Consider the following 24,392-nt stretch of genomic DNA (forward strand, 5'->3'; position numbering starts at 1 on the left):
CCCGCTCCGTACGGTGGTGCCATGACCAACGAAACGAAGACCACCGAACTGGCCGCCGAGCACACCCCCCGCATGAACCTCGCCAAGCACGCGCCCGCGTTCTACAAGGCCGTCCTCGGCATGGAGATGGCCGCCGTCAAGGGCCTGGACGAGACCCTGGTCGAGCTGGTCAAGATCCGCGCGTCGCAGATCAACCACTGCGCCTTCTGCCTGGACATGCACACGAAGGACGCGATCGCGCAGGGCGAGACCATCGAGCGGATCGTGCAGCTCTCCGCCTGGGAGGAGTCGCGGCACTTCTACACGGAGAAGGAGCTGGCGGCGATCGAGCTGACCGAGGCCGTCACCGTCCTGACGGACGGCTTCGTCCCCGACGAGGTGTACGCGAAGGCGGCGGCCCACTTCGAGGAGGCCGAGCTGGCCCAGCTGATCGCCGTGATCGCGACGATCAACGTGTGGAACCGCATCAGCGTCACCACGCGCAGCGTCCCGGGCCACTACACGGTGGGCATGTACAAGTAGCCGCACCGCGCGTGCCCCGGCCGTCCTGCGGCCGGGGCACGCCCGTGACCGGGTCGGTCACTCCGGCCGGAAGGAGTCCAGGGCCGCCGTCAGGTGCGCGCGCACCGTCGGGGAGTCCGTGGCCGGTCCGGCCGCCAGCAGCGCCCACCGCTTGCCGTCGGTGGCGGTGACGATCCGCTCCATGCCCCTGCGGCGGCCGTGGGACTCGGCGCTGTCGTACTCGTAGACCAGTTCGCAGGCTCCGCCCGCGACCGGGTCGAGGGAGACCTGCCGGTAGGCGGGGGTGCCGTCGTCCAGGCGTTGCGAGGACATCCGCAGCAGCTCGCACGAGCCGGTGGCGGAGTCCTCGGTGACCCGGAAGATCTGGAGCAGGGCGCTGCGGTCACCGGGCGGGCGGTAGAAGGATCCGCTGCCGGTCTCGTCGTGGCTGGGCTGCCAGCCGGTGGGGACGGCGACCGAGAAGCCGCTCTCGTTGCGCACCACGGTGTACCCCGCTCCGGCGCCGGCCGAGGGGGAGGCCGTGGTGCTCGCGCTCGGGCCCGGCGGGGAGCTACGGGGGCCCGTGGGCTCCGTGGTCCGCCCCTGCGAGGGCGCGCTCGTGGCGGGAGGGCCGGGGGCCGCGGCCGGCTCGCCCTTCCCGCCCAGCAGCATCCACGCCGCGACGGCCGACCCGCCCGCGACGGCCGCCACGAGCCCCACCAGCAACGGGGTCCTCCACTGCCCGGCCCCGCCACCGCCGCTGCCACCGCTGCCACCGCCCGGTGTGTACCGCGGGGGCTGCGGTGGCGGCGGTGGCGGGACCGGGGGGAGCGGCGGGAGCGGCGGCGGGGGCTGCAGGGTCGAGGACGGCTGCGCGGGCCAGAACCCGTACCCGGGCGGCGGCGCGGCCGGCAGGGTCGAGGGCTCGGCGGCGGACGGGTCGGCGGACAACGGATCGGCGGCCGACGGATCGGCGGCCGGTCCCGGCTGCGCGCCCCACTCCCACCGCTGCGACTGCGAGTTCCACCAGGGGGCGCCGGAAGCGCCGTCGGGCGAGGACACCGGTCAGCCTCCCAGCGAGACGAGCAGTTCGCCCAGGGCGGTGGCCGCGCTCACGGACTCCACCAGCGGGGCCCAGCGCACCAGCGCCCCGCGCAGCCGTGCGGCGAGGCCGGGCCGGATCTCACCGGCCTCCTCCAGCTCCCCGGCGGCCTCGTCCAGTTCGGCGTCGAGCGCCGTCCGGTCCTCGCCGCGGGGCAGCCGGACGAGGGCGGCCCGCAGTTCGAGGACGGCCTCCAGCAGCTCCGCGGCGCCGGGCGCCGCCGCTCCCGTACCGCCGTGGTGCACGGTGTTGGTGTGCCCGCTGCCGCCGATGCTGAAGGCGCTGCCGCTGATCCCGCCGATCCGGACCGAGGGCTCTCCATCGTCATTTGCCACCGCTGCTCCCCTTTCCGCCCGCACCGCCGCCGCCGCCGGCGGTGTTGTGGTGTCCTGTGCCGCCGACGCTGAAGGCGCTGCCGTTCACCGACTGGATGAACACGCCGCCCTCGGCGACGTGGACCGCGCGCTGTGCGAATTCCGCCGTGTGCCAGCCCGCTTCGTGCAGAGCGACGGTAACCCCGCTGACGACCCGGTCCTGAATCGTTTTCAGATACCGGTCCAGGTCCATGAGGTGGAAGAGGGAGCCGTCCTCCTCCGCGGCGATCTCCCGCACCGACAGCTCCGGCCCCTCGGGGCGGGCCCCGCCGTGGCCGCCGGTGACGATCCGCCACCAGCTCGCGACGCCGCGGCCGAGGGTGGCGAGGGCGCCGGTGAAGGAACGGGGGGTGGCGGCGAGCGCCGCGACGGCCTTGCCGAACCAGGTGTTGTGCAGGAGCCGGTGGGCCTCCGCGTCGGCCCGCTGGAACCGGGTGCGTACGGGGAGCAGTACGTGCGGGGCCACTTCCAGCATCAGCATGCGGCCCTGGGTGTGGACCCGGACGAAGACGGTCACGACGAGGTTCTCGTCCCAGCCGCCGACCCGGACGCGCAGGAAGTGCCTGCGCCGCTCCCCGCCCTCCTCGATGGCGCCGGAGCGGTGTTCGGCGAACTGCCGCGGGCTCAGCGGGGCCGCGTCCCGGTGCGGCAGGCCTCCGGCCGGGAGGAAGACGCACTCGTCGACGACCAGTTCGCGCAGCCGGTCCAGGACGGCGGCCTCGGCCTGCGGGGAGCCGTGCGGGGACGGTACGCGCAGGGCGTGCAGCAGCGGCACGATGCGCCCGACGATGTGGGCGTTGGTGACGGCCTGCGGCGTGCGGTCGGGGCCGAGGTCCTCCCGGGGGCGCAGTTCGACGGACAGCTGCCAGGGCCGGAAGGCGTCCCCGGCCCCGGTGAAGGGGCCGTTGATGTCGTACATGACGAGCGGGGCGTGCTGTTCGGCCCGGATCCGGTCGCGGACGCGGGCGTAGCGCACGCCCGGCGAGGCCTCGGCGGGATCGCCGGACTGCTCGGCGTAGCGCTCCGGGGACAGCTCGGTGGCGACGATGCGGGCGGCGTGCCCGCGCTGGAGCCCGACGACGGCCACGACCGCGGCGAAGACGACGGGGGCCAGCCACAGCGCGGCGGGCACGCCGTCGTCGTACGGGTAGCCGCCGGGGTCACCGCCGAATCCGCTGCCGTAGCGGCCGTCGGGGACGCCGGGGGTCACGAGGTCGCCGACGCCGGGGAAGAAGAAGCCGGCGAACTCGCCCAGGGGGCCGTGCAGGGAGATCCAGACGCCCACCAGGACCGCGGCGAACGACCACCAGGCGTAGATCCGGACCAGTACGGACAGGAAGCGCAGCAGGACGTTGCTCCGGGCACGGAGCCAGCGGGCGAGGCTCAGCAGCACGAAGGGGAACAGCAGCAGGGCGAGCAGGCCGCCGGTCAGCAGCGAGCCGACGAACCAGGCGCCGAGGACGCCTGCGGCCCAGGCGAGTTCGATGCGGCGGGCGCGCAGCGCGTGGGCCAGGACCCGGGCCGCGTCGAATCCGTAGGACGGAGCGGCGATGCGCTCCTCGTGCACGAAGAGTTCGTCGATCACCCGGTCGCGGTACGCCGCGTCGAGGTAGGTGCCCGCGCACAGCAGGCGGCCGGCCTCGCTGACGGCGGGATGCACGGGCGGACGGCCGGCCCGTTGGTCCGTCCGGGCGTCACCGCCGGGCTGAGGGGGAATCAGGTGACCGGTCACCGGCCGACCTTATTTTCCACCTACACGCACCCGACAGGTGAAAACACGCCAAAGCGCCCCGGTCGCGTTTGACCGGGGCGCAAGGACGTTCGTACAGGTCAGACGATCAGATCAAACGATCGGACCGGCCGTCCTGCCGGGTATGGCTCAGATGAGGCCGAGCTCGCGGACCGCGTCGCGCTCCTCGACGAGCTCCGCCACGGACGCGTCGATGCGCGCACGGGAGAACTCGTTGATGTCCAGGCCCTGGACGATCTCGTACTTGCCGTCCTTGGTGGTGACGGGGAAGGAGGAGATGATGCCCTCCGGGACGCCGTAGGAGCCGTCCGACGGGATGCCCATCGAGGTCCAGTCGCCCGCGGCGGTGCCGTTGACCCAGGTGTGCACGTGGTCGATGGCGGCGTTGGCGGCCGAGGCGGCCGAGGACGCGCCACGGGCCTCGATGATCGCGGCGCCGCGCTTGGCGACGGTCGGGATGAAGGTGTCGCCGAGCCACACCTCGTCGCCCACGACCTCGGCGGCGTTCTTGCCGGCGATCTCCGCGTGGAAGATGTCGGGGTACTGGGTCGCCGAGTGGTTGCCCCAGATGGTCAGGCGCTTGATGTCGGTGACGTCGGCGCCGGTCTTCTTCGCGAGCTGCGAGATCGCGCGGTTGTGATCCAGGCGGGTCATCGCGGTGAAGCGCTCGGCCGGGACGTCCGGGGCGGCGGCCTGCGCGATGAGCGCGTTGGTGTTGGCCGGGTTGCCCACGACCAGGACCTTGATGTCGTCCGCGGCGTGCGCGTTGATCGCGGCGCCCTGCGGCTTGAAGATGCCGCCGTTGGCGGAGAGCAGGTCACCGCGCTCCATGCCCTTGGTACGCGGGCGGGCGCCCACGAGCAGCGCGACGTTGGCGCCGGCGAAGCCCTGGTTCGGGTCGTCGAAGATGTCGATGCCCTTGAGCAGCGGGAAGGCGCAGTCGTCGAGCTCCATGGCGGTGCCCTCGGCGGCCTTCATGCCCTGCGGGATCTCCAGCAGGCGGAGCTTGACCGGCACGTCCGCGCCGAGCAGGTGGCCGGAGGCGATGCGGAAGAGCAGCGCGTAGCCGATCTGGCCGGCGGCGCCGGTCACGGTGACATTCACGGGAGTGCGGGTCATGGCCTTCTCCGTTAGACAGCTGGCGGTGGGGCGTCCCTGCCCCATGTGCTGGGCCCCAAGTTCTGGGAGGACGCCGCTTCCTTGTCCTTACGAATCTTGACGTGAAGAGACATCCGCGGTCAGGCTATCCGACCCGCGGGGCCCCCAACCCCCGGGTCCCTGTGGTCCACGGCACACGGACCCGTCGGATCGAAGGCGGGACCCGGTCCGGGCCCCGCCCACCAGCCGCCCCCGGGCACTACTCCACCCGGAAGATCTCCCCCGTCCGGTGTCCCTCGACCGACTTGACGTAGGCGTTCGCCGCGCGGGCGACCGGCACCGCGTCGAATCCGGCGAAGGTGTCCCCGTAGACGCCGAGGGACTCGGTGAACACGGTGGGGCTGACGGCGTTGATCCGCTGACGGCCCGGCAGTTCGATCGCGGCGGCCCGCACGAAGGCCTCGACCGCGCCGTTGGCGAGGGAGGCGACCGAGCCGGTGAGCAGGGGCTCGCGGGCCAGGATGCCGGTGATCAGGGTGTACGAGGCGTGCGCGGGCAGCCGGGTGACTCCCTGGCGGACCAGCTCGATCTGGCTGACGGCCTTGCCCTCCAGGCCGGCCCGGACGTCGGCGGTGGTGAGCTCGCCCAGCGGGCGCCACGGGACGGAGCCGGCCGCGCAGGCCACCGCGTCGACGGGGCCGGCCGCCTCGTACATCGCCCGGACGGAGTCGGGGTCGGTGATGTCGACGCGGACGTCCGCGTCCTTCCGGGAGGCGGTGACGACCTCGTGGCCGCGCTCGCGCAGGGCCGTGTGCACCGCGCGGCCGAGCGTGCCGCCGGCGCCGATCAGGAGCACCTTCAAGGGATTCATGGCACGAGCATCGCCCCGGCCGCAATGTGAAGTCCAGCTACCTTCACTACAGCAATCATTAAGATGAACTCATGCTTGATGTGAAGCGGATGGTCATCCTGCGGGACCTGGCGGAACACGGAAAGGTGACCGCGGTCGCCGAGCTGCACCGCGTCACCCCCTCCGCCGTCTCCCAGCAGCTGAGGGCGCTGGAGGCCGAGGCCGGAGCCGCCCTCGTCGAACGGGACGGGCGCGGACTGCGCCTCACCCCCGCGGGCGTCGCCCTGGCCGCCGCCTGCGACCCGGTCCTGGCCGCGCTGGAACGCGCCGAGGGGGCGGTACGGGCCCTGGACGCCGGACCGGTCGGGGAGCTGCACGTCGGCTGCGCCCCGAGCGCGCTGGCGACGGTGGCCGCCCCGCTGGTCGCCGCCCTCGCCGCACGCCATCCGGGACTGCGGCCGCGGATCGTGCAGGCCGATCCGGAGGAGGCGCTGCCGCTGCTGCGCGGGCGCCGCCTGGACCTGGCGGTGACCTACGCGTACCCGTTGCTCGGCGCCCCGCCCGCGAGCGGCACCACCGCCGTCCCGCTGTTCGACGACCCGCTCTGCCTGGCACTGCCCGAGGCCCTGCTCCCGGCCTACGGGCGGGACGGGCTGGCGGCGCTGCGGGACGCCGACTGGGTCTCGGCGCCCGCCCCGAGCAGCTGCCGGGAGATGCTCCTGCACGCCTGCCGCAACGCCGGGTTCACCCCGCGGATCGCGCACGAGTGCGGGGACCTGCGGGCCGGGCTGTGGCTGGTGGCGGCCGGGCGGGCCGCCTCGATCCTGCCGGGACTGCTGTGCGACGCGCCGCCGCCCGGCACGGCGGTGGTGGAACTGCCGGGCCGGGGGCGGGTCCTGGAGGCGCTGGTCCGGGCGGGCGCCGAGACCCGGCCGGCCGTCGCGGCCGCGCTGGCCGCGCTGACCGCGCTCCCGGTCAGCGGACGGTGACGCGGACCGCACTCTCCAGGAAGGGGATGTCCAGCAGGGGCTTGGGCTCCATGGCCACCGCGAGCAGCGTGATCGCCACACCGAGCAGCCCGTACGTGATCATGTCCGTGAAGCGGGAACGCACCGCGAGCATGCCCACCGAGGGCAGGAAGCGGCGCATCGCGGCAGCCGCGATCAGGGCGATGCCGATCATGAGGCAGCCGGCCCGCGGATGCCCCGTCGCCGTGGTCAGCAGCCCGGCGGCGGTGGCCGCCAGGACGCTGAGCATCGGCCACTGACGGACCGGCGTGGACACCGCCCCGGGGACGGCGCGCCCGCTGCCCTCGGGACGTACGGTGCCCTCGGTGACGGAGGGGAACCGCCGCGACCTCGCGGCCCCCGCCCGCGACGGCTCCGCCTGCCCGGGGGCCCGCTCCGGCTCCGGCCCGCGCTGCCCCTCTCGTTCCGGCTCTCGTTCCGGCTCTCGTTCCGGCTCTCGTTCCGGCCCGCGCTGCGGCTCGCGCTCCGGCCCCATCGGCCGCCCGACAGCGCCGGGCTCGTCGTGCTCAGCCCGCACTGGGGGTCCGCTCCGCCGCCTCGACCACGTTGACCAGCAGCTGCGCTCGGGTCATCGGACCGACCCCGCCCGGGTTCGGGGAGATCCACCCCGCCACCTCGGCGACGCCCGGGTGCACGTCCCCGACGATCTTGCCGTTCTCGTCGCGGCTGACGCCGACGTCGAGCACGGCCGCGCCCGGCTTCACGTCCTGCGGCTTCACCAGGTGCGCGACGCCCGCCGCCGCGATGACGATGTCCGCCTGGCGCAGCAGCCCGGACAGGTCGCGCGTACCGGTGTGGCACAGGGTGACGGTCGCGTTCTCGGACTTGCGGGTCAGCAGCAGCCCGATGGACCGGCCGACGGTGATGCCGCGTCCGAGGACGACGACGTGGGCGCCGTTCAGCTCGACGCCGTGGTGGCGCAGCAGCTCGACGATGCCGTACGGCGTGCAGGGCAGCGGGCCCGGCTCGTTGAGGACCAGCCGGCCCAGCGACATGGGGTGCAGGCCGTCGGCGTCCTTGAGCGGGTCCATCAGTTCGAGGACGCGGTTGGTGTCGATGCCCTTGGGGAGCGGCAGTTGGACGATGTAGCCGGTGCAGGCCGGGTTGGCGTTCAGCTCCCGCACGACCTCCTCGATGTCCTCCTGGGAGGCCGTCGCGGGCAGTTCGCGCTGGATGGAGGCGATGCCGACCTCGGCGCAGTCCTTGTGCTTGCCGTTGACGTACCAGCGGCTGCCCGGATCGTCTCCGACCAGCAGGGTGCCGAGGCCGGGGGTGATACCCCGCTCCTTCAGCGCCGCCACTCGGGCGGTCAGTTCGGACTTGATCGCGGCTGCGGTGGCCTTGCCATCGAGAATCTGGGCGGTCATACCGCCATCCTCCCGGATGTGGTGGTCCCGGTTCCAGTCGGCGGCGGCCGGAATGCGGTCTTCATTGCACTTGCACAACAAGTCGGGTCCTCTGCGACAACCGGCTGGACAAGGCCGGTGCGGGCCCACCACGATGACGGTCGGCAAGACGATCGAAAGAGTGCCGCGGGCAGTGCCGGGGGGCGTACCGCAGAAAGCAGATGTCCTCCGTGCGTGCCGTGCGTCCCCGCACTTCACGGAGGAAAGACCCAGATGAGCTTCGGCGACCCGAACAACCCGTACGGGCAGCAGCAGCCGCCGGCCCCGCAGGGCCAGCCCGGCTACGGCTACCCCCAGCAGGCCCCGCAGGGCGTGCCGCCGCAGGGCGGCTACGGATACCCGCAGCAGGGCCAGCAGCCGTACGGCGCGCCCGGCCAGTACCCGGTAGGCCAGCCCGGCGCCCCCGTGCCGGAGGGGTTCGCGAACGTCCCCGGTCTGGGTCCCGTCGAGGTTGGCACCTACGGCGGCCGGTTCGGCGCGCGCCTGCTGGACATGATCTTCGCGTACATCATCGTGATAATCCTCAACATCATCATCTTCGGCGCCGCGTTCGCCGGATCCAGCGGCAGCAGCGACAGCGCGGCGAGCGGCTTCGCCATCGGTTCGCTCATCGCATCCCTGCTCGTCTCCGCGCTGACGTTCATCTTCTACGACGTCATCTTCGTGAGCACGATGGGCAGCACCCCCGGCAAGATGATCCTCGGCATGCGGATCGTCAACTCGCGCACCGGCCAGAAGCCCAGCTTCGGCCCCGCGCTGGTCCGCTGGGGCTTCCCGATCGGCCTGGGCTACATCACCTGCGGCCTCGGCTACATCCTCATCGTGATCTCCCCGTTCTTCGACAACACCGGGCAGCTCCGCGGCTGGCACGACAAGGCCGCCAACACCCTGGTCATCAAGAAGCGCTGAGGCGTTCACACGGCGAAGGCCGCCACCCGCACCAGCGGGTGGCGGCCTTCGCCGTATCCGTGCCTCAGTGGAAGAAGTGGCGGGTGCCGGTGAAGTACATCGTCACCCCGGCCTTCTTCGCGGCCTCGACGACCTGCTCGTCCCGGACCGAACCGCCCGGCTGGACCACGGCCTTGATGCCCGCGGCGGTGAGGATCTCCAGCCCGTCCGGGAAGGGGAAGAAGGCGTCGGACGCGGCGTACGAGCCCTGCGCGCGCTCGGCGCCCGCCCGCTCGACGGCGAGCTTCGCCGAGTCGACGCGGTTGACCTGGCCCATGCCGACGCCGACCGAGGCACCGTCCTTGGCCAGCAGGATCGCGTTGGACTTGACGGCGCGGCAGGCCTTCCACGCGAAGGCGAGACCGGCCAGCTCCTCGGCGGACAGCGCGTCGCCGGTGGCCAGCGTCCAGTTCGCCGGGTCGTCGCCCTCGGCCTGGAGGCGGTCGGTGACCTGGAGCAGCGCACCGCCGTCGATCGGCTTGACTTCGACCGGGTTGGCGGGGCCACCCTCCGCGCGCAGCACGCGGATGTTCTTCTTGCGGGCCAGCACCTCGACCGCGCCGTCCTCGTACGCCGGGGCGACGATGACCTCGGTGAAGATCTCGGCGACCTGCTCGGCCAGCTCGACGGTGACCGGACGGTTGACGGCGATGACGCCGCCGAACGCCGACAGCGGGTCGCAGGCGTGCGCCTTGCGGTGCGCCTCGGCGACGTCCGCGCCGGTGGCGATGCCGCACGGGTTGGCGTGCTTGATGATCGCCACGCACGGCTCGGCGTGGTCGTACGCGGCCCGGCGCGCGGCGTCGGTGTCCGCGTAGTTGTTGTAGGACATCTCCTTGCCGTGCAGCTGCTCGGCCTCGGCGAGGCCTCCCGTGCCGTCGACGTAGAGCGCGGCGCCCTGGTGCGGGTTCTCGCCGTAACGGAGCACGTTGTTCCGCGCGTACGTGGCGCCGAGGAAGTCGGGGAAGCCGGAGTCGTCCGCGGCGGCGTAGTCGTCGGCGAACCAGGAGGCCACCGCGACGTCGTAGGCCGCCGTGTGCTGGAAGGCCTCGGCCGCGAGCCGCTTGCGGGCGGTCAGGTCGAAACCGCCGCCCTGGGCGGCCGCGAGGACGTCGGCGTAGCGGGCGGGGCTGGTGACGACGGCGACCGACGGGTGGTTCTTGGCGGCGGCGCGGACCATCGACGGGCCGCCGATGTCGATCTGCTCGACGCACTCGTCGGGGGTGGCGCCGGAGGCGACGGTCTCCCGGAAGGGGTAGAGGTTGACGATCACCAGGTCGAAGGGCTCGACGCCCAGCTCGGCGAGCTGGTTGCGGTGGTCCTCCAGGCGCAGGTCGGCGAGGATGCCGGCGTGCACGCGCGGGTGGAGGGTCTTGACCCGCCCGTCGAGGCACTCGGGGAATCCGGTCAGCTCCTCGACCTTGGTGACGGGCACCCCGGCGGCGGCGATCTTCGACGCGGTGGAGCCGGTGGAGACGAGCGAGACGCCCGCCTCGTGCAGGCCGCGGGCCAGCTCTTCCAGTCCCGTCTTGTCGTAGACGCTGACGAGCGCACGCCGGATCGGCCGCTGGGTGGTGGTCGGGTCGTTGCTCTCTACGGAGTCTGCGGCGGTCACTGGATTGTTACCTTTCGTCCCTCAATGCGGTAGCCGTGCCGGGCCAGGCGCCCCACGACGTCGACGAGCAGCTGGCGCTCGACTTCCTTGATGCGCTCATGGAGAGCGGCTTCGTCCTCGCCGTCCCGGATCTCGACGACACCCTGGGCGATGATCGGACCGGTGTCCACGCCGGAATCCACGAAGTGGACGGTGCAGCCGGTGACCTTCGCCCCGTAGGCGAGGGCGTCCCGTACGCCGTGCGCGCCGGGGAAGGCCGGGAGGAGGGCGGGGTGGGTGTTGACGAACCGGCCGCCGAAGCGGTCGATGAAGTTCTTGCCGACGATCTTCATGAATCCGGCGGAGACCACGAGGTCCGGCGCGTGCGCGTCCGTCGCCTCGGTCAGCGCCGCGTCCCACTCCTCGCGGCTGCCGTAGTCCTTGACCGGGCACACGAAAGTGGGGATCCCGGCCTTCTCGGCCCGTTCGAGGCCGGCGATGTTCGCGCGGTCGGCCCCCACCGCGACGACCTCGGCGCCGAATCCCTCGGCTCCGCCGGGGTGCGCGTCGATGGCATCGAGCAGGGCCTGGAGGTTGGTGCCGGAGCCGGAGACCAGCACGACCAGCCGGGAGGCGGGCATGGGAGGCCCTTTCTTACGGGATTGCCGTCGTTCGTCTTGTGTGGTCATACGAAACTTCGGGGTACCGATATACGGGGAACCATACGAAGCCACCGACCGCCTGCAACGATACCGGCACACGGGACCGCCCCCGAGGGACGGGGGGACGGGCGAGCGGTAGCGTCTGGCGTACACCGCACGCCGGGCGCGCGCCCGGCCCACGACACAGGGGAAGTAACGCACTCGATGCCGGACCGCCGTCAGCCCGACCCCTCGACCGACGACAACCCCTTCGCGGCGCCCCCGGAGGGCCGGCCGGACCAGCCGTGGCAGCCCCGGCAACCGCAGCGGCCCCACGACGGCGGCGGCTCCGGCGGGGGCCCGTCCGAGCCCGGCGGCCCCGGGGGCCCGGCCCGTTGGGACCCCATGGACCCGCTCCAGCGGCGCGCGCGGTACGCCCTGCTGGCGGGCATGTGGGGCTTCTTCTTCGGGATCTTCGGGATCCCCTCGGTGGGGCTGCTGCTGGGTGCGCTCGCGATGTACTGGGGCATCAGCGCCCTGCGCGGCCGCCCGGCGGCCAAGGCCGACCCCACGACGGGCACCCCGGCCCGGCCGGCGGGCCTGGACTCCCTGGGCCCGGCGGCCCGGCCGCAGCGCGCGGCGGCGGTCGGCGGCCTGGTGACGGCGTCCATGGCCCTGATGCTGGCGGCGAGCTCGTACGCGCTGCAGCTGGCGTACAAGGACTTCTTCGTCTGCCGCGACGACGCCCTGACCCGCACGGCGGAACTCCAGTGCAACAACCTGCTCCCGGACAACGTCCTGGGCGACATCCTGAAGGTCCAACGCTGACGCACCCCAGCCCGGCCCACGCCTCAGCCCCGGGTCCGGGGCGCGGGCCCAGCGCCGTACCCGCACCGCCCACGCCCGCCGCATCAAGCCCCGCCGGACTGAGGCCCGGGGTCCGGGGGCTCGGGCCCAGTGCCGCCCCCGCACCACCCACGCCGGCCGAATCAAGCCCCGCCGGCAATTGAGGCCCGGGGTCCGGGGCGGAGCCCCGGGAGCACCCCGCCCCGCCGACGCCCGGGACCGCACGCACGGCCGGTCATGACGGGGGCCGCCGCCGGGCCAGCACCCGCACCCCCACCGCCGGCGGCAGCAATGCTTCCGTCGGCGCCGCCAACAGCGGTACATCGGGGGCGCCCGGAGCCACCACGACCGGCGGAGCCACCGGTTCGGGCGGAGCCACCCGAACCGCCACGACGGGCGAAGCCACCGGCTCCGGCGGAGCCACCACCCCCGCCACCACCGGCGGAGCCACCGGCGCAGCCGGGGCCGCCGGAGCCGCCACCACCGGCGGAGCCACCGGTCGGGCCGCCTCCCGCAACGCCGCCCAGCGCAGCTCCCGTACCCCCGAGTCGTGCCACGCGTCCTCCCCGCCCCCGCCGGAGGCACCCCGCACCGGCCGGGTCCGCCACATGTGGACCCCCACCGCCAACGGCACCGCCAGCAGCAGCGTCCACCCCGCGGCCGCGCCGCCCACCGCCCACCACACGGGCCCGAAGCCGGCCAGTGCCCGCGACCCGAGCGGCCCGGCCGAAGCCGCCGCCAGGCCCGCCATCGCCAGCCCGCACACCACCGCGCCCAGCGCCGCCGTCAGCGCGGTCTCCCCGGAGGAGACCTCCCGCGCCCGGCGCACCGCGAACCAGCCCACGACCAGCCCGGCCGCCACCGGCACCCCGGCCGCCGCCCAGGTGACGGGCGTTCCCGGCCCCTCCGGCGGCAGCGCCGCGAGCAGCGGGAACCTCGGCAGGGCCGGCGCGCCCGCGAAGCCGAGCGGGGTGGCCGTCACGCCGGCCCCCACCGCGAACCCGGGACCCAGCCCGTACGCCGCGCCCCACACCATGGCGTTGGGGATCAGGGCCAGCGCGAGCAGCAGGACCGCGAACCGCCCGGACCACACCCCGGTCAGCGTCAGGAAGGAGGACTGCACCTCCGCCCCGTGCCATGCCAGCGACGCGCCCACGAGCAGGACGCCGCCGCCCAGCAGAACGAGGGCCCCGGCCGCGCCCGACCGCAGCGCCAGCGCGTAACGGGGGCGCGCGACGGCCTTCCTCGCGCCTCCTGGAATCCAGCCCGGCAGCGGCCCGAGCGGCCTCCCCTTCGCCGACCACACCCCGGCCGCGGCCGCGAGCACCGCCACCAGCGGGACGTGCCAGGCCGCGCTGAGCGGGTCGGCGGGCATCGGCCCCCCGGCGGCGTACACGGTGGCCAGCGCCCCGACGCCCAGGTAGCCGCAGGTGACGGCGGAGAAGACGACGCCGGCCGGCAACACCTCGTCGGCCTCGTCCCCCTCACCGCCCCCGCCGTCCCCGGACGCGCTGCCGAGCCGGGCCGCCCGCCGCATCAGCAGCACCGGCAGTGCCACCAGCAACAGCGGTGTCAGGCCGACGGGCGCGGGCACCCCGGAGAGGGTCTCGTAGCGGACGAGTTCCGTCCCGTGCGCCATCAGCCACAGCCCCGCGGCGAGGTGCAGGGCACCGCCCGGACCGCTGTCCGGGTAGGGGGAGCTGATCCACAGGACGATCACGAGCACGGCCAGGAAGCCGAGCCCCAGTCCGGCGGCCACGGCGCCGCCCAGCACGCAGGCCGCGGCGGCCGGCGAACGCCGTCTCGCACCTGCCCTCGGGACCGTCGGCAACGAGGTCCCGTGTTCGGTCACTTGGGTCACCCCGCCATGGTGCCAACGACACGCGCTATGGGCGGGTAACAGGCGAATGCCCGTGGTGTCGCTCAATATACGTTTATGTACTTTTTCGCGCAGGACTGTCGGGTCGCGGGGAGTGTGGCATGACACAAGGCGTCGAGACGACCTCCGACGCGGAGCTGGGCCTGCCGTCCCCCAAGGAACGCCGCAGGCTGCGCGAAGCGGGCCGGCTGACCCACGAGGAGGTCGCGGCGGCGGTGGGCGTCACCGCGACGACCGTCCGCTCCTGGGAGACGGGCCGGACCGAACCGCGCGGACGCAAGCGCGAGGTGTACACCGCGCTGCTGGCCCGCCTCGCGGAGGAGCAGGCCGAGGCCGACACCGCCCCGGAGGCGGAGGCGGACGCGGACGCCCCCGGCGCACGGGCCGCCACCACCACCGCCACCACCCCGCTCGAACCGCCCGGCCCTCCCGAACCACCCGCCCCGGAAGCCGTGGACGCTCCCGCCGGGCCCGCCGTCGGCGCAACTCCCCGGGCCGCCACCAGCGGCGTACGGGCCTTCGCGGCGACGGGCGGGGTCCCGGCGCGCGCGGCCGGGCCCGGTACCCGCCCCCGCCCGGCCGGCAAGGGCGCCGCCCGGCCACCCGTCTCCCTGACCCGCCACGAGACGAAACACCCCGTCAGAACCGGGGCCGGCGGGGGCGGCCCCTCCCCCGCGGCCGCCGGCCCGACGGATCCGCCCCCCTCCGCGCCCCCGCGCACGGACCCCGCCCGGCCCGCCCCGCAGGCCGGCGCTCCCGCACGCCCCGACTCCGAGCGGCCCGCCCCGCAGGCCGCCGACCCCGCACGCCCAGACCCCGCCCGACCCGACCCGCAGGCCGCCGACCCCGCGAGCCCCGACCCGGCGCCGCCCGGGGAGTCCGCGCAGCCGCCCCCGACGGAACCCGCGCGGGCCTTCGACGCCCTCTACCTCCGCGCCGCCCCCGCGCTCGTCCGCCAGGCCTACCTGCTCACCGGCCGCCGCGCCCTCGCCCGGCAGTCCGTCGAGCACGCCTTCCGCCAGGCCTGGGGACGCTGGCCGGAGGTGGCCACCGACCCGGATCCCGTCGGCTGGGTCCGGGCCGTCGCGTACCAGTACGCCCTCTCGCCCTGGCACCGGTTCCGCCGCGCGTACCGCACCCCCGACCCGGGCCCGGTCGAACCCGTCGACCGGATGCTGCTGGACGCCCTGCTCGACCTGCCGCCCGTACACCGCAGGACCGTGCTGCTCTACGACGGCATCGGCCTCGACCTGCCCGACACCGCCGCCGAGACCGAGGCCAGCACCCCCGCTGCCGGCCACCGGCTGCTGCGCGCCCACGCCACCCTCGCCGAACGGGTTCCCGGGCTGGCCGACGTACCGCCGGAGAAGCAGTCCGCCGCGCTGCGCGAGCTGCTCGGCGGGCTCCGGCCCGCCGTGCCGCTGGAACCCCGCAGCACCCCGGCCACCATCCGCTCCCTCACCGAGCGCACGGCCCGGCGGTGGTCGCGGGCGGCGATCTGCCTCACCGCGGCGATCGCGGTGGCGACCGGGTACACCGCCGTCACCGCGCCGGACCGGTACGAGCCCCCGGTCGCGCCGGGCAGCAGCGTCTCCGGGGTCCCTCCGCACAGCGGCCCGCAGCGGCTCACCGACCAGAGCCGGGAGCTCCGGGAAAGGCTGCGGAGCGACCCGGCGTCCGGCCCCGCCCGGATCTCCCCGGCCCTGGAATGAGGAACGGGCGTGGCCCGCACCCCCTGAGGGGTGCGGGCCACGCCCGTACACGTGCGGAAGACGAGAACGACTACTTGGCGTTCAGGATCTCGCGCGCCAGCTTGGCGGTCTCGGTCGGCGTCTTGCCGACCTTGACGCCGGCGGCCTCGAGGGCCTCCTTCTTGGCCTGCGCGGTGCCGGAGGAGCCGGAGACGATGGCGCCGGCGTGGCCCATGGTCTTGCCCTCGGGGGCGGTGAAGCCCGCGACGTAACCGACGACCGGCTTGGTGACGTTCTTCGCGATGAAGTCCGCCGCACGCTCCTCGGCGTCGCCGCCGATCTCGCCGATCATGACGATGAGCTCGGTGTCCGGGTCGGCCTCGAAGGCCTCCAGGGCGTCGATGTGCGTGGTGCCGATGACCGGATCGCCACCGATGCCGACGGCGGAGGTGAAGCCGATGTCACGGAGCTCGTACATCATCTGGTAGGTCAGCGTGCCGGACTTGGACACGAGACCGATCTTGCCGGGCTTGGTGATGTCGCCCGGGATGATGCCGGCGTTGGACTGGCCGGGGGTGATCAGACCCGGGCAGTTCGGGCCGATGATCCGGGTCTTGTTGCCCTTGGCGGTCGCGTACGCCCAGAAGGCGGCGGAGTCGTGCACCGCGATGCCCTCGGTGATGACGACGGCCAGCGGGATCTCGGCGTCGATGGCCTCGACGACGGCGGCCTTGGCGAAGGCCGGCGGGACGAAGAGGACGGAGACGTTGGCGCCCGTCTTCTCCATCGCCTCGGCGACGGAACCGAAGACCGGGACCTCGGTGCCGTCGAAGTCGACGGTGGTGCCGGCCTTGCGCGGGTTCACGCCGCCGACGATGTTGGTGCCGTCAGCCAGCATCAGCTTGGTGTGCTTCATGCCCGTGGCACCGGTCATGCCCTGGACGATGACCTTGCTGTCCTTGTTGAGGAAGATAGCCATGTGAGTCTGTGACCTCTGCCCTTACTTCGCAGCCGCGAGCTCGGCGGCCTTGTCGGCCGCGCCGTCCATGGTGTCCACGCGCTGCACCAGCGGGTGGTTGGCGTCCGAGAGGATCTTGCGACCCAGCTCGGCGTTGTTGCCGTCGAGGCGGACGACCAGCGGCTTGGTGACCGCCTCGCCCTTGTCCGCGAGCAGCTGCAGGGCCTGGACGATGCCGTTGGCGACCTCGTCACACGCGGTGATGCCACCGAAGACGTTGACGAACACGGACTTGACGTCCGGGTCGCCGAGGATGATCTCAAGACCGTTGGCCATGACGGCGGCGGAAGCGCCGCCACCGATGTCCAGGAAGTTGGCGGGCTTGACGCCACCGTGGTTCTCACCGGCGTACGCGACGACGTCGAGGGTGCTCATGACGAGACCCGCGCCGTTGCCGATGATGCCGACCTCACCGTCGAGCTTGACGTAGTTGAGGTTCTTCGCCTTGGCGGCGGCCTCCAGCGGGTTCGCGGCAGCGTGGTCCACGAACTCCTCGTGACCCGGCTGACGGAACTCGGCGTTCTCGTCGAGCGAGACCTTGCCGTCGAGCGCGATGACGTCGCCGTTGGCGACCTTCGCGAGCGGGTTGACCTCGACGAGGAGCGCGTCCTCGGCGATGAAGGTCGCCCACAGGGTCACGAGGACCTCGGCGACCTTCTCGGCGACCTCGGCCGGGAACTTCGCCAGCGCGACGATCTCGCGGGCCTTCTCGATGGTCACGCCCTCGTTGGCGTTCACCGGGACCTTGGCGAGCTTCTCCGGGGTCTCCTCGGCGACCTGCTCGATGTCCATGCCGCCCGCGACCGAGGCCATGGCCAGGAAGGTGCGGTTGGTGCGGTCGAGGAGGTACGAGACGTAGTACTCCTCCAGGATCTCCGGAGCGGTCTCGGCGATCATCACCTTGTGGACCGTGTGGCCCTTGATGTCCATGCCGAGGATGTCCGTCGCGCGGGCGACGGCCTCGTCCGGGGTGGCGGCGAGCTTGACGCCGCCGGCCTTGCCGCGGCCGCCGACCTTCACCTGGGCCTTGACGACCGACTTGCCGCCCAGCTTCTCGGTGGCCTCGCGAGCCGCCTCAGGCGTGTCGATGACTTCACCGGCCAGCACCGGTACACCGTGCTTGGCGAAGAGGTCCCTCGCCTGGTACTCGAACAGGTCCACGCGCGTCCGTCCCTTGTCTTCAAAGATTCGCAGTGATTCGCGGTTGTCTGCTATCTGCGTGGGCGTGCCGCGAAGGGCAACGTGACGGCGCTGTCACAGGGGAGGCGCACACGGTGACCGTGGACGCGGCATGTCCGTCTCGCAGGTTATCCCCGTGGGCCGTAGGTCCCTAAATCGCAGATCACACCTGCGCGGTGATACCTGTCACAGATCGCCTCACGGTTGAACTGCAACTTCGTGTGATCTGCCGATTTGCGTCAGCGTCCTCACGTGCTGGGCAGGGGCCGCTTCTCCAGTGCCGCCGCCATCACCTCCGGGAACAGGTCGGGGGTGCAGGCGAAGGCGGGCGCGCCGAGTGCGGCGAGCGCCGCCGCGTGTTCGTGATCGTAGGCGGGAGCACCCTCGTCGGACAGTGCGAGGAGGGTCACGAATTCCACCCCGTCGGCCTTCATCGCCGCGACCCGTTTGATCATCTCGTCGCGTATGCCGCCCTCGTAGAGATCGCTGATCAGGACCACGACCGTGTCGGCGGGACGGGTGATCCGGGACCGGCAGTAGGCGAGGGCGCGGTTGATGTCGGTGCCGCCGCCGAGCTGGGTGGCGAAGAGGACGTCGACCGGGTCGTCGAGCCGGTCGGTCAGGTCGACGACGGCCGTGTCGAACACGACCAGGCGGGTCGCGATCGAGCGCATGGACGCCAGGACGGCCCCGAAGACGGAGGCGTAGACGACGGAGGCCGCCATCGAACCCGACTGGTCGACGCAGAGGACGACCTCCTTGCGGACCGCCCGCGCGGACCGGCCGTGGCCGACGAGGCGCTCCGGCACGACCGTCCGGTGCTCGGGCAGGTAGTTCTTGAGGTTCGCCCGGATGGTCCGGTCCCAGTCGATGTCGCGGTGGCGGGGGCGGGCGGTCCGCGCCGACCGGTCGAGCGCGCCCGTCACCGTGGCCCTCGTACGGGAGGCCAGACGCCGCTCCAGTTCCTCCACCACCTTGCGGACCACGGCCCGCGCGGTCTCCCTGGTGGTGTCCGGCATCGCCTTGTTCAGCGACAGCAGGGTGCCGACCAGGTGGACGTCCGGCTCGACGGCCTCCAGCATCTCCGGCTCCAGCAGCAGCGCGGACAGGCCGAGCCGGTCGATGGCGTCCCGCTGCATGACCTGCACCACCGTGGTGGGGAAGTACGTACGGATGTCCCCGAGCCAGCGCGCCACCTGCGGCGCGGAGCCCCCGAGCCCGGCGGACCGCTCCCCCGCGGGCCGCCCGCCGCCCCCTCCGCCGCCCCCGTACAGCGCTTCGAGGGCGGCGTCCATCGCGGCGTCCCGCCCGGCCGGCGTGTACCCCGTGCCGTCGGCCTCGCCGCCGCCGAGCACCATCCGCCAGCGCCGCAGCCGCTCGTCCCCCGCGACGGCGTCCGCCGCCGTCGTCTCCCCGGCCGCCGTCGGCCGGCCCCGCTCCGTCATCCGTCCTGCCCCCTCCGCTCGTTCTCTTCGTTCCCTTGGTCCCCGCACCGCCGGGCGCCCCTGCGTCCCGGCGCGCCTCACCCCGCCGCGGCCAGCAGCAGGCGGGCCAGGGCCTCCGCCGCGTCCGCGCGGGCCGGGTCGAGGTCCGGGGCGAAGCCCTCGGGGGCGGCGCGGGAGACGGAGCGTCCCCGACCGGCGCCGGGGCCCCGGCGCACCAGCTCGCCCAGGCTGCGCTTCACCCCGGACTCGTACGCCCCGAACGTCCGCCGCAGCAGCGGCAGCACGTCGACGAAGGCTCCCGGCGGCACCGACACCAGCCAGGTGTCGATCAGGCCCAGCAGCCGCTCGTCGTGCACCAGCAGGGTGCCGCCGCCCGCGTTCCCCCCGGCGAAGCCCTCGATCCAGCCCGCCGCGTCGGCCGGGGCCGCCGCCGGGGACAGCGCGAGCCCCATCAGCCGCGCCGTCTCCCCTGCCGGGAGCCGGCCGCCGTCCAGCAGCAGCCGGGCGGCCCGGCCGCGGATCACCCCGGGCACGGCGTCCCGCCCGGCCAGCGTCCTCAGCACCCCCGACCAGCGCTCGCGCAGCCCCGGGTCGGCGTCCGCCAGCAGGGCGACCGCTGCGTGCACCCCGTCCACGTGCCCGCGCAGCGCCGCCGCCCCGTCGGCGTCCGGCCCGGCCGCGCAGGCAGCGGGCAGCGCCACGCAGATCCGCTCCGCCAGCCCCGCCGCCACCGTGCCCAGGGCGGACGCGTCGGTCCCCCGCACGTCCCCGTAGCGCAGCGAACGGGCCAGCGCGGGGAGTGCCCCGGCGAGCCGGGCCACGTCGGTGTCGAGCGCCGCCCGGTCGGCGAGGGCCCGCAGTACGGCGGGCAGCGCCTCGGACAGCCCGGCCAGCAGGCACCGCTCGGCCAGCGCCGTGATCTCGGCGAGCTCCCCGGCGCGCCGGGCTTCGGCCTCCGCCTTGGCGGTGGCGGCCCCCTGGACGGTGGTGCCCCAGATCCCGGCCTCGGCCGTCCGCACCGACAGCTCGGGCTCCCAGCGCAGCCGCCAGGTCTCGCGGAAGGTGCCCGTACCGCTGCGGGAGGCGGTCGGCACGCCCCAGTCGACACCGAGCAGCCGCAGCCGGTGCAGCAGCAGGGACCTGGCCGCGTCGGTGTCCTTGCGCAGGTCGAGCTCCAGGTCGCGGCTCTGCGCCTCGGCCTTGAGGCGCAGGCCGCGCATGCGGCGGGTGAGGTCCCGCTGGAGCGGAACGGCGGGCGCGGTCTCGGGTACCTCGCCGAGCACGTCGCCGACGACGAGCCGGTCCTCGATCAGCGCGAGCGGCACGTCGGAGCCGTCGCACATGACCGCCCGGACGGCCTCCAGCGTCTCGGTGAGACCGGGCAGCGGGCGGCCCCGCAGGGCGGCCAGGGTCCCGGCGAGGCGGACCGTCTCGATGACGTGCGCCGGGGAGACCTGCCGGTCCTCCTCGCGCAGCAGGCCCGCGACCTTGGTCAGCCACCGCTCGACGGGCCGGTCCCGGGCCGCGAAGAGGTGGGCGTACCAGCCGGGCGAGGTGATGCCCGCGCCGTAACCGCCGGCCCTGGCGAGCCTGCGGTGGGTCCACGGCACCCAGGTGGTCTCCACCTTGGTCTTGGGGAGTCCGGTGAGCAGGGCCCTGTCGGCGGCGGCCGTGGTCCGGGCGCGCAGCGCCGGTACGTGCCAGGCCCCGCACACCACGGCGTGGTCCGCGCCGAACTCCCGGCGGGCGGCCCGCATCCGCTGGCGCATGTACGCCTCGCGGACCAGGTCGTGGGGGCGGCCGCCGTCCCCGTAGGTCTCGCGCAGGGCTCCCATCGCCTCGGCGAGCGCCGCGAAGGGGGCCAGCGGATCCCGTGCGGCGCCCGCGTCCCGGTGTTCGACCACGTCCTCCCACCAGCGCTCCGGGTCGTCGTACCCGGCGGCGCCGGCGAGCGCCGCGAGCGGGTCCAGCGGTACGGAGCCGGCTTCGCCGTCGTCCTCGTCCCGCCCGGGGCCGGCGGCCAGCGTGTGCGCGGCCGGCAGGTCGATGAAGCGCACCGGCACGTCCCGGGCCTGGGCCCAGCGCAGGGCGACCCATTCCGGGGAGAAGGAGGCGAGCGGCCAGAACGCGGCCCGGCCCGGATCGTCCGCCGCGTGGGCGAGCAGGGCGACGGGCGGGCGCATGCCCGGTTCGGCGGCCAGTGCCAGCAGGGCGTCGCCTTCGGGCGGCCCCTCGATCAGCACGGCCCGCGGTTGCGCCGCGTCGAGCGCGGCCCGTACCGACCGGGCGGATCCCGGGCCGTGGTGGCGCACCCCGAGCAGCAGTGGTGCCGCGGCCCCCGGGCTCATGCCGTCACCTCCCGGCAGGCGCGGTAGAAGTCCTTCCAGCCGTCCCGCTCGCGGACGACCGCCTCCAGGTACTCCTGCCAGACGAGCCGGTCGGCGGCCGGGTCGCGCACGACGGCGCCGAGGATGCCGGCGGCCACGTCGGAGGGGCGCAGGACGCCGTCGCCGAAGTGGGCGGCCAGCGCCAGCCCGCCGGTGACCACGGAGATGGCCTCGGCGGTGGAGAGGGTGCCGCTGGGCGATTTCACCTTGGTGCGGCCGTCGCCGGTGACGCCCTCGCGCAGCTCCCGGAAGACGGTGACGACCCGGCGGATCTCCTCCAGTCCCTCGGGGGCGGCCGGCAGGTCCAGGGAGCGGCCCAGCTGGTCGACGCGGCGGGCGACGATGTCGACCTCGGCGTCGGCGGTGGCGGGCAGCGGCAGCACGACGGTGTTGAAGCGGCGGCGCAGCGCGCTGGAGAGCTCGTTGACCCCGCGGTCGCGGTCGTTGGCGGTGGCGATGAGGTTGAACCCGCGTACGGCCTGCACCTCCTGGCCGAGCTCCGGTATCGGGAGCGTCTTCTCGGACAGGACGGTGATGAGGGTGTCCTGGACGTCGGCGGGGATGCGGGTGAGCTCCTCGACGCGGGCGGTCGAGCCCTCGGCCATGGCCCGCATGACGGGGCTGGGGACGAGTGCCTCGCGGCTGGGGCCGTGGGCGAGGAGGCGGGCGTAGTTCCAGCCGTAGCGGATGGCTTCCTCGGGGGTGCCGGCGGTGCCCTGGACCAGGAGGGTGGAATCGCCGCTGACGGCGGCCGCGAGGTGCTCGGACACCCAGGTCTTGGCGGTGCCGGGGACCCCGAGGAGGAGCAGGGCGCGGTCGGTGGCGAGGGTGGTGACGGCGACCTCGACGATCCTGCGCGGGCCGACGTACTTGGGCGTGATGACGGTGCCGTCGGCGAGCGTGCCGCCGAGCAGGTAGGTGGCCACGGCCCACGGGGAGAGTTTCCAGCGGGCCGGGCGGGGCCGGTCGTCGGCCGCTTCCATGGCTTTCAGTTCGTGCGCGAAGGCGTCTTCGGCGTGCGGTCGCAGCGCTTCGCCGGCGGTGTCGGTCCCGGGCATGGTCATGGTCCCCCTCCAATGCTCGACAGCCGTTCCCGACTGCTGTGCCCACCGTGCACCACGCCACTGACAACACCCCCTGTTCTCAGTGTTGTTGCAGGTCAGAGCGATTGTCAGTGGGGGTCTCTACGGTTGTTCACATGACTGGGCAGCAGGTCCGCCTGACGGCGGAGCAGGTACTGGCTCTGGCACCTGACGATGCGTCACGCAAGGCGGGAGGGAAGCTTGGAGGGGAGGGTTCGTGGTCGCAGACCGGAGGTTCCGCTTCCGGTGCCGTGTGGGGGTTGTGCAAGGGCAGCGGCAGCACGCCCTACCGGACGGTCGTGGACCTCACCGGACCGGCGTACAAGTGTTCCTGTCCGAGCCGGAAGTTCCCGTGCAAGCACGCGCTGGGACTGCTCCTGCTCCGGGCGGGCCCGGGGGTGGGGGATCCCGTCACGGCTCCGGACTGGGCCGGGGAATGGCTGGCGGGGCGGACGGCCCGGGCGGAGCGCCGGACGGCCGGCCCGGTGGACGCCGAGGCGGCCCGCAAGCGGGCCGAGCGCCGGGCCGGGCGCGTCGGGGCGGGGGTCGCCGAGCTGGAGCGGCGGCTCTCGGACGTGCTGGGCGAGGGGCTCGCCGGACAGGAGCGGACGGGCTACGCGGGCTGGGAGGAGACCGCGGCCCGGATGGTCGACGCCCAGGCGCCGGGACTCGCCTCCCGGGTAAGGGAGTTGGGGGCAATACCCGGTTGCGGCGCCGGCTGGCCCGCCCGGATGCTTGAGGAGTTCGCGCTGCTGCACCTGTTGGACCGGGCCTGGCTGGGGGTGTCCGGACTGCCGGAGCCGCTGGCCGCGACCGTCCGCAGCCGGGTGGGGCTGCCGCAGCCGGCGGAGGGGGAGGCCGTCGGGGACCAATGGCTCGTACTGGCCCAGTACGACTCGGTGTCCGCGGACGGCCGGCTCACCACCCGCCGGACATGGCTGTGGGGACTGGGGAGCGGGCGCCCGGCCCTGGTGCTGGACTTCGGCCCGCCCGGGCGGCCGCCGGAGCTGGCACTGCCCGTCGGACTGGCGCTGGAGGCGGAAGTCCGCTTCCGGCCCGGCTCGGCGGGACTCCGGGGGGACCTGGGGGACCGCACCGTCACGGCGGCGGCCCCCGGGGTGCCCGCGGGGGTGAGCACCGGCGAGGCCCTGGAGGCCTACGGGACCGCGCTGCGGGAGGACCCGTGGCTGGAGTCCTGGCCGGTGGTGCTGGGCCCGGTGATCCCGATACCGGGGGAAGCGGGTGACGGGGCCTGGCAGATCGCGGACGTGGAGGGGACGTCCGCGCTGCCGGTGGCCCTCGCCCAGGGCCGCTCGCGGTCCGGACTGTGGCAGCTCGCCGCCCTCTCGGGCGGTGGCCCCGTCACGGTCTTCGGCGAGTGCGGCCACCGCGGCTTCACCCCGCTGACGGCCTGGGATCCGCACACCGCGGAGCCGGTCGCCCTGGGGTGACGGGGCCCGGGGGGGGCCGTGCACAGGAGGGGAACGGCGGATCGGGGCCGGAAGGGCCGGTACCGGAAGGGACCGGAACGACCGGGATCCGCCCTGCACGTCGAGTACCCGGAACGGGGCGC

At 74.0% G+C, this 24,392-nt stretch carries 21 protein-coding genes; 6 read left to right on the forward strand and 15 right to left on the reverse strand.

Annotated features, from left to right (window positions below):
• Positions 1-21 precede the first annotated feature (21 nt).
• Positions 22-522, forward strand: a complete 501-nt coding sequence (locus OG295_RS13100; RefSeq protein ID WP_371677050.1) for a carboxymuconolactone decarboxylase family protein — start codon at positions 22-24, stop codon at positions 520-522.
• Between the two features lie 57 nt (positions 523-579).
• On the opposite strand, the gene OG295_RS13105 is transcribed toward OG295_RS13100, so the two are convergent.
• From OG295_RS13105 to OG295_RS13125, 5 genes are all read right to left on the reverse strand, one after another.
• On the reverse strand, positions 580-1,563 hold the full coding sequence (locus tag OG295_RS13105) for a hypothetical protein (RefSeq protein WP_371677051.1): 984 nt from the start codon (positions 1,561-1,563) through the stop codon (positions 580-582).
• A gap of 3 nt (positions 1,564-1,566) precedes the next feature.
• A complete protein-coding gene (locus tag OG295_RS13110; RefSeq protein ID WP_371677052.1) occupies positions 1,567-1,938 on the reverse strand; it encodes a hypothetical protein in 372 nt (123 codons plus the stop codon).
• Positions 1,928-3,709, reverse strand: coding sequence for a hypothetical protein (locus OG295_RS13115; protein ID WP_371677053.1), 1,782 nt, complete (start codon positions 3,707-3,709; stop codon positions 1,928-1,930). The genes OG295_RS13110 and OG295_RS13115 overlap by 11 nt, the downstream gene beginning before the upstream one ends.
• Positions 3,710-3,856: 147 nt before the next feature.
• The gene (locus OG295_RS13120; RefSeq protein WP_266841269.1) at positions 3,857-4,846 is read right to left on the reverse strand and encodes a malate dehydrogenase; all 990 of its coding nucleotides are present in this window, start codon (positions 4,844-4,846) and stop codon (positions 3,857-3,859) included.
• A gap of 238 nt (positions 4,847-5,084) precedes the next feature.
• On the reverse strand, positions 5,085-5,687 hold the full coding sequence (locus OG295_RS13125; protein ID WP_371681184.1) for a short chain dehydrogenase: 603 nt from the start codon (positions 5,685-5,687) through the stop codon (positions 5,085-5,087).
• Positions 5,688-5,767: 80 nt separating this feature from the next.
• Here OG295_RS13125 and OG295_RS13130 point away from each other — a divergent pair, with 80 nt between their 5' ends.
• Positions 5,768-6,664: a LysR family transcriptional regulator gene (locus OG295_RS13130; protein ID WP_371677054.1), complete on the forward strand. Its 897-nt coding sequence runs from the start codon at positions 5,768-5,770 to the stop codon at positions 6,662-6,664.
• Here the strand turns inward: OG295_RS13130 and OG295_RS13135 are convergent.
• Both OG295_RS13135 and OG295_RS13140 read right to left on the reverse strand, forming a co-directional pair.
• Positions 6,651-7,220, reverse strand: coding sequence for a DUF3017 domain-containing protein (locus OG295_RS13135; protein WP_371677055.1), 570 nt, complete (start codon positions 7,218-7,220; stop codon positions 6,651-6,653). The two genes, OG295_RS13130 and OG295_RS13135, sit on opposite strands and share 14 nt — an antisense overlap.
• On the reverse strand, positions 7,210-8,070 hold the full coding sequence (locus tag OG295_RS13140) for a bifunctional methylenetetrahydrofolate dehydrogenase/methenyltetrahydrofolate cyclohydrolase (RefSeq protein ID WP_371677056.1): 861 nt from the start codon (positions 8,068-8,070) through the stop codon (positions 7,210-7,212). Before OG295_RS13140 ends, OG295_RS13135 begins: the two co-directional genes overlap by 11 nt.
• A gap of 252 nt (positions 8,071-8,322) precedes the next feature.
• Here OG295_RS13140 and OG295_RS13145 point away from each other — a divergent pair, with 252 nt between their 5' ends.
• Entirely contained in the window at positions 8,323-9,018 is a 696-nt protein-coding gene (locus OG295_RS13145) for an RDD family protein (protein ID WP_371677057.1), read from the forward strand.
• 64 nt (positions 9,019-9,082) lie between these two features.
• Here the strand turns inward: OG295_RS13145 and purH are convergent, their stop codons facing one another.
• Together purH and purN are read right to left on the reverse strand one after the other, a co-directional pair.
• A complete protein-coding gene (purH, locus tag OG295_RS13150) occupies positions 9,083-10,672 on the reverse strand; it encodes a bifunctional phosphoribosylaminoimidazolecarboxamide formyltransferase/IMP cyclohydrolase (protein WP_371677058.1) in 1,590 nt (529 codons plus the stop codon).
• Entirely contained in the window at positions 10,669-11,292 is a 624-nt protein-coding gene (gene purN / locus OG295_RS13155; RefSeq protein WP_030230885.1) for a phosphoribosylglycinamide formyltransferase, read from the reverse strand. The genes purH and purN overlap by 4 nt, the downstream gene beginning before the upstream one ends.
• Positions 11,293-11,517: 225 nt before the next feature.
• On the opposite strand from purN, the gene OG295_RS13160 reads away from it, so the two are divergent.
• Complete coding sequence (locus OG295_RS13160; RefSeq protein ID WP_371677059.1) at positions 11,518-12,120, forward strand: hypothetical protein; 603 nt, start codon at positions 11,518-11,520, stop codon at positions 12,118-12,120.
• A 253-nt stretch (positions 12,121-12,373) separates the two neighbouring features.
• Here OG295_RS13160 and OG295_RS13165 read toward each other — a convergent pair whose 3' ends face one another.
• On the reverse strand, positions 12,374-13,999 hold the full coding sequence (locus tag OG295_RS13165) for a DUF6350 family protein (protein WP_371677060.1): 1,626 nt from the start codon (positions 13,997-13,999) through the stop codon (positions 12,374-12,376).
• A gap of 119 nt (positions 14,000-14,118) precedes the next feature.
• On the opposite strand from OG295_RS13165, the gene OG295_RS13170 reads away from it, so the two are divergent.
• Complete coding sequence (locus tag OG295_RS13170) at positions 14,119-15,729, forward strand: helix-turn-helix domain-containing protein (RefSeq protein ID WP_371677061.1); 1,611 nt, start codon at positions 14,119-14,121, stop codon at positions 15,727-15,729.
• A 70-nt stretch (positions 15,730-15,799) separates the two neighbouring features.
• Here OG295_RS13170 and sucD read toward each other — a convergent pair whose 3' ends face one another.
• The 5 genes from sucD to OG295_RS13195 all read right to left on the reverse strand — a co-directional run bounded on the left by sucD (position 15,800) and on the right by OG295_RS13195 (position 22,801).
• A complete protein-coding gene (gene sucD, locus OG295_RS13175) occupies positions 15,800-16,687 on the reverse strand; it encodes a succinate--CoA ligase subunit alpha (protein ID WP_030230875.1) in 888 nt (295 codons plus the stop codon).
• 21 nt (positions 16,688-16,708) lie between these two features.
• Positions 16,709-17,887 carry an ADP-forming succinate--CoA ligase subunit beta gene (gene sucC / locus OG295_RS13180; protein WP_266841255.1) on the reverse strand — a complete coding sequence of 393 codons (1,179 nt, stop codon included), beginning with the start codon at positions 17,885-17,887 and terminating at the stop codon, positions 16,709-16,711.
• A 266-nt stretch (positions 17,888-18,153) separates the two neighbouring features.
• Complete coding sequence (locus OG295_RS13185; RefSeq protein WP_371681185.1) at positions 18,154-19,263, reverse strand: VWA domain-containing protein; 1,110 nt, start codon at positions 19,261-19,263, stop codon at positions 18,154-18,156.
• 164 nt (positions 19,264-19,427) lie between these two features.
• Positions 19,428-21,698, reverse strand: a complete 2,271-nt coding sequence (locus OG295_RS13190) for a DUF5682 family protein (RefSeq protein WP_371677062.1) — start codon at positions 21,696-21,698, stop codon at positions 19,428-19,430.
• Positions 21,695-22,801 carry an AAA family ATPase gene (locus tag OG295_RS13195; protein ID WP_371677063.1) on the reverse strand — a complete coding sequence of 369 codons (1,107 nt, stop codon included), beginning with the start codon at positions 22,799-22,801 and terminating at the stop codon, positions 21,695-21,697. Before OG295_RS13195 ends, OG295_RS13190 begins: the two co-directional genes overlap by 4 nt.
• A gap of 134 nt (positions 22,802-22,935) precedes the next feature.
• Here OG295_RS13195 and OG295_RS13200 point away from each other — a divergent pair, with 134 nt between their 5' ends.
• A complete protein-coding gene (locus OG295_RS13200) occupies positions 22,936-24,270 on the forward strand; it encodes an SWIM zinc finger family protein (RefSeq protein ID WP_371677064.1) in 1,335 nt (444 codons plus the stop codon).
• Positions 24,271-24,392: the final 122 nt, after the last annotated feature.

The sequence above is a fragment of the Streptomyces sp. NBC_01276 genome, assembly GCF_041435355.1.
In the GTDB taxonomy this organism is placed as follows: Bacteria; Actinomycetota; Actinomycetes; order Streptomycetales; family Streptomycetaceae; genus Streptomyces.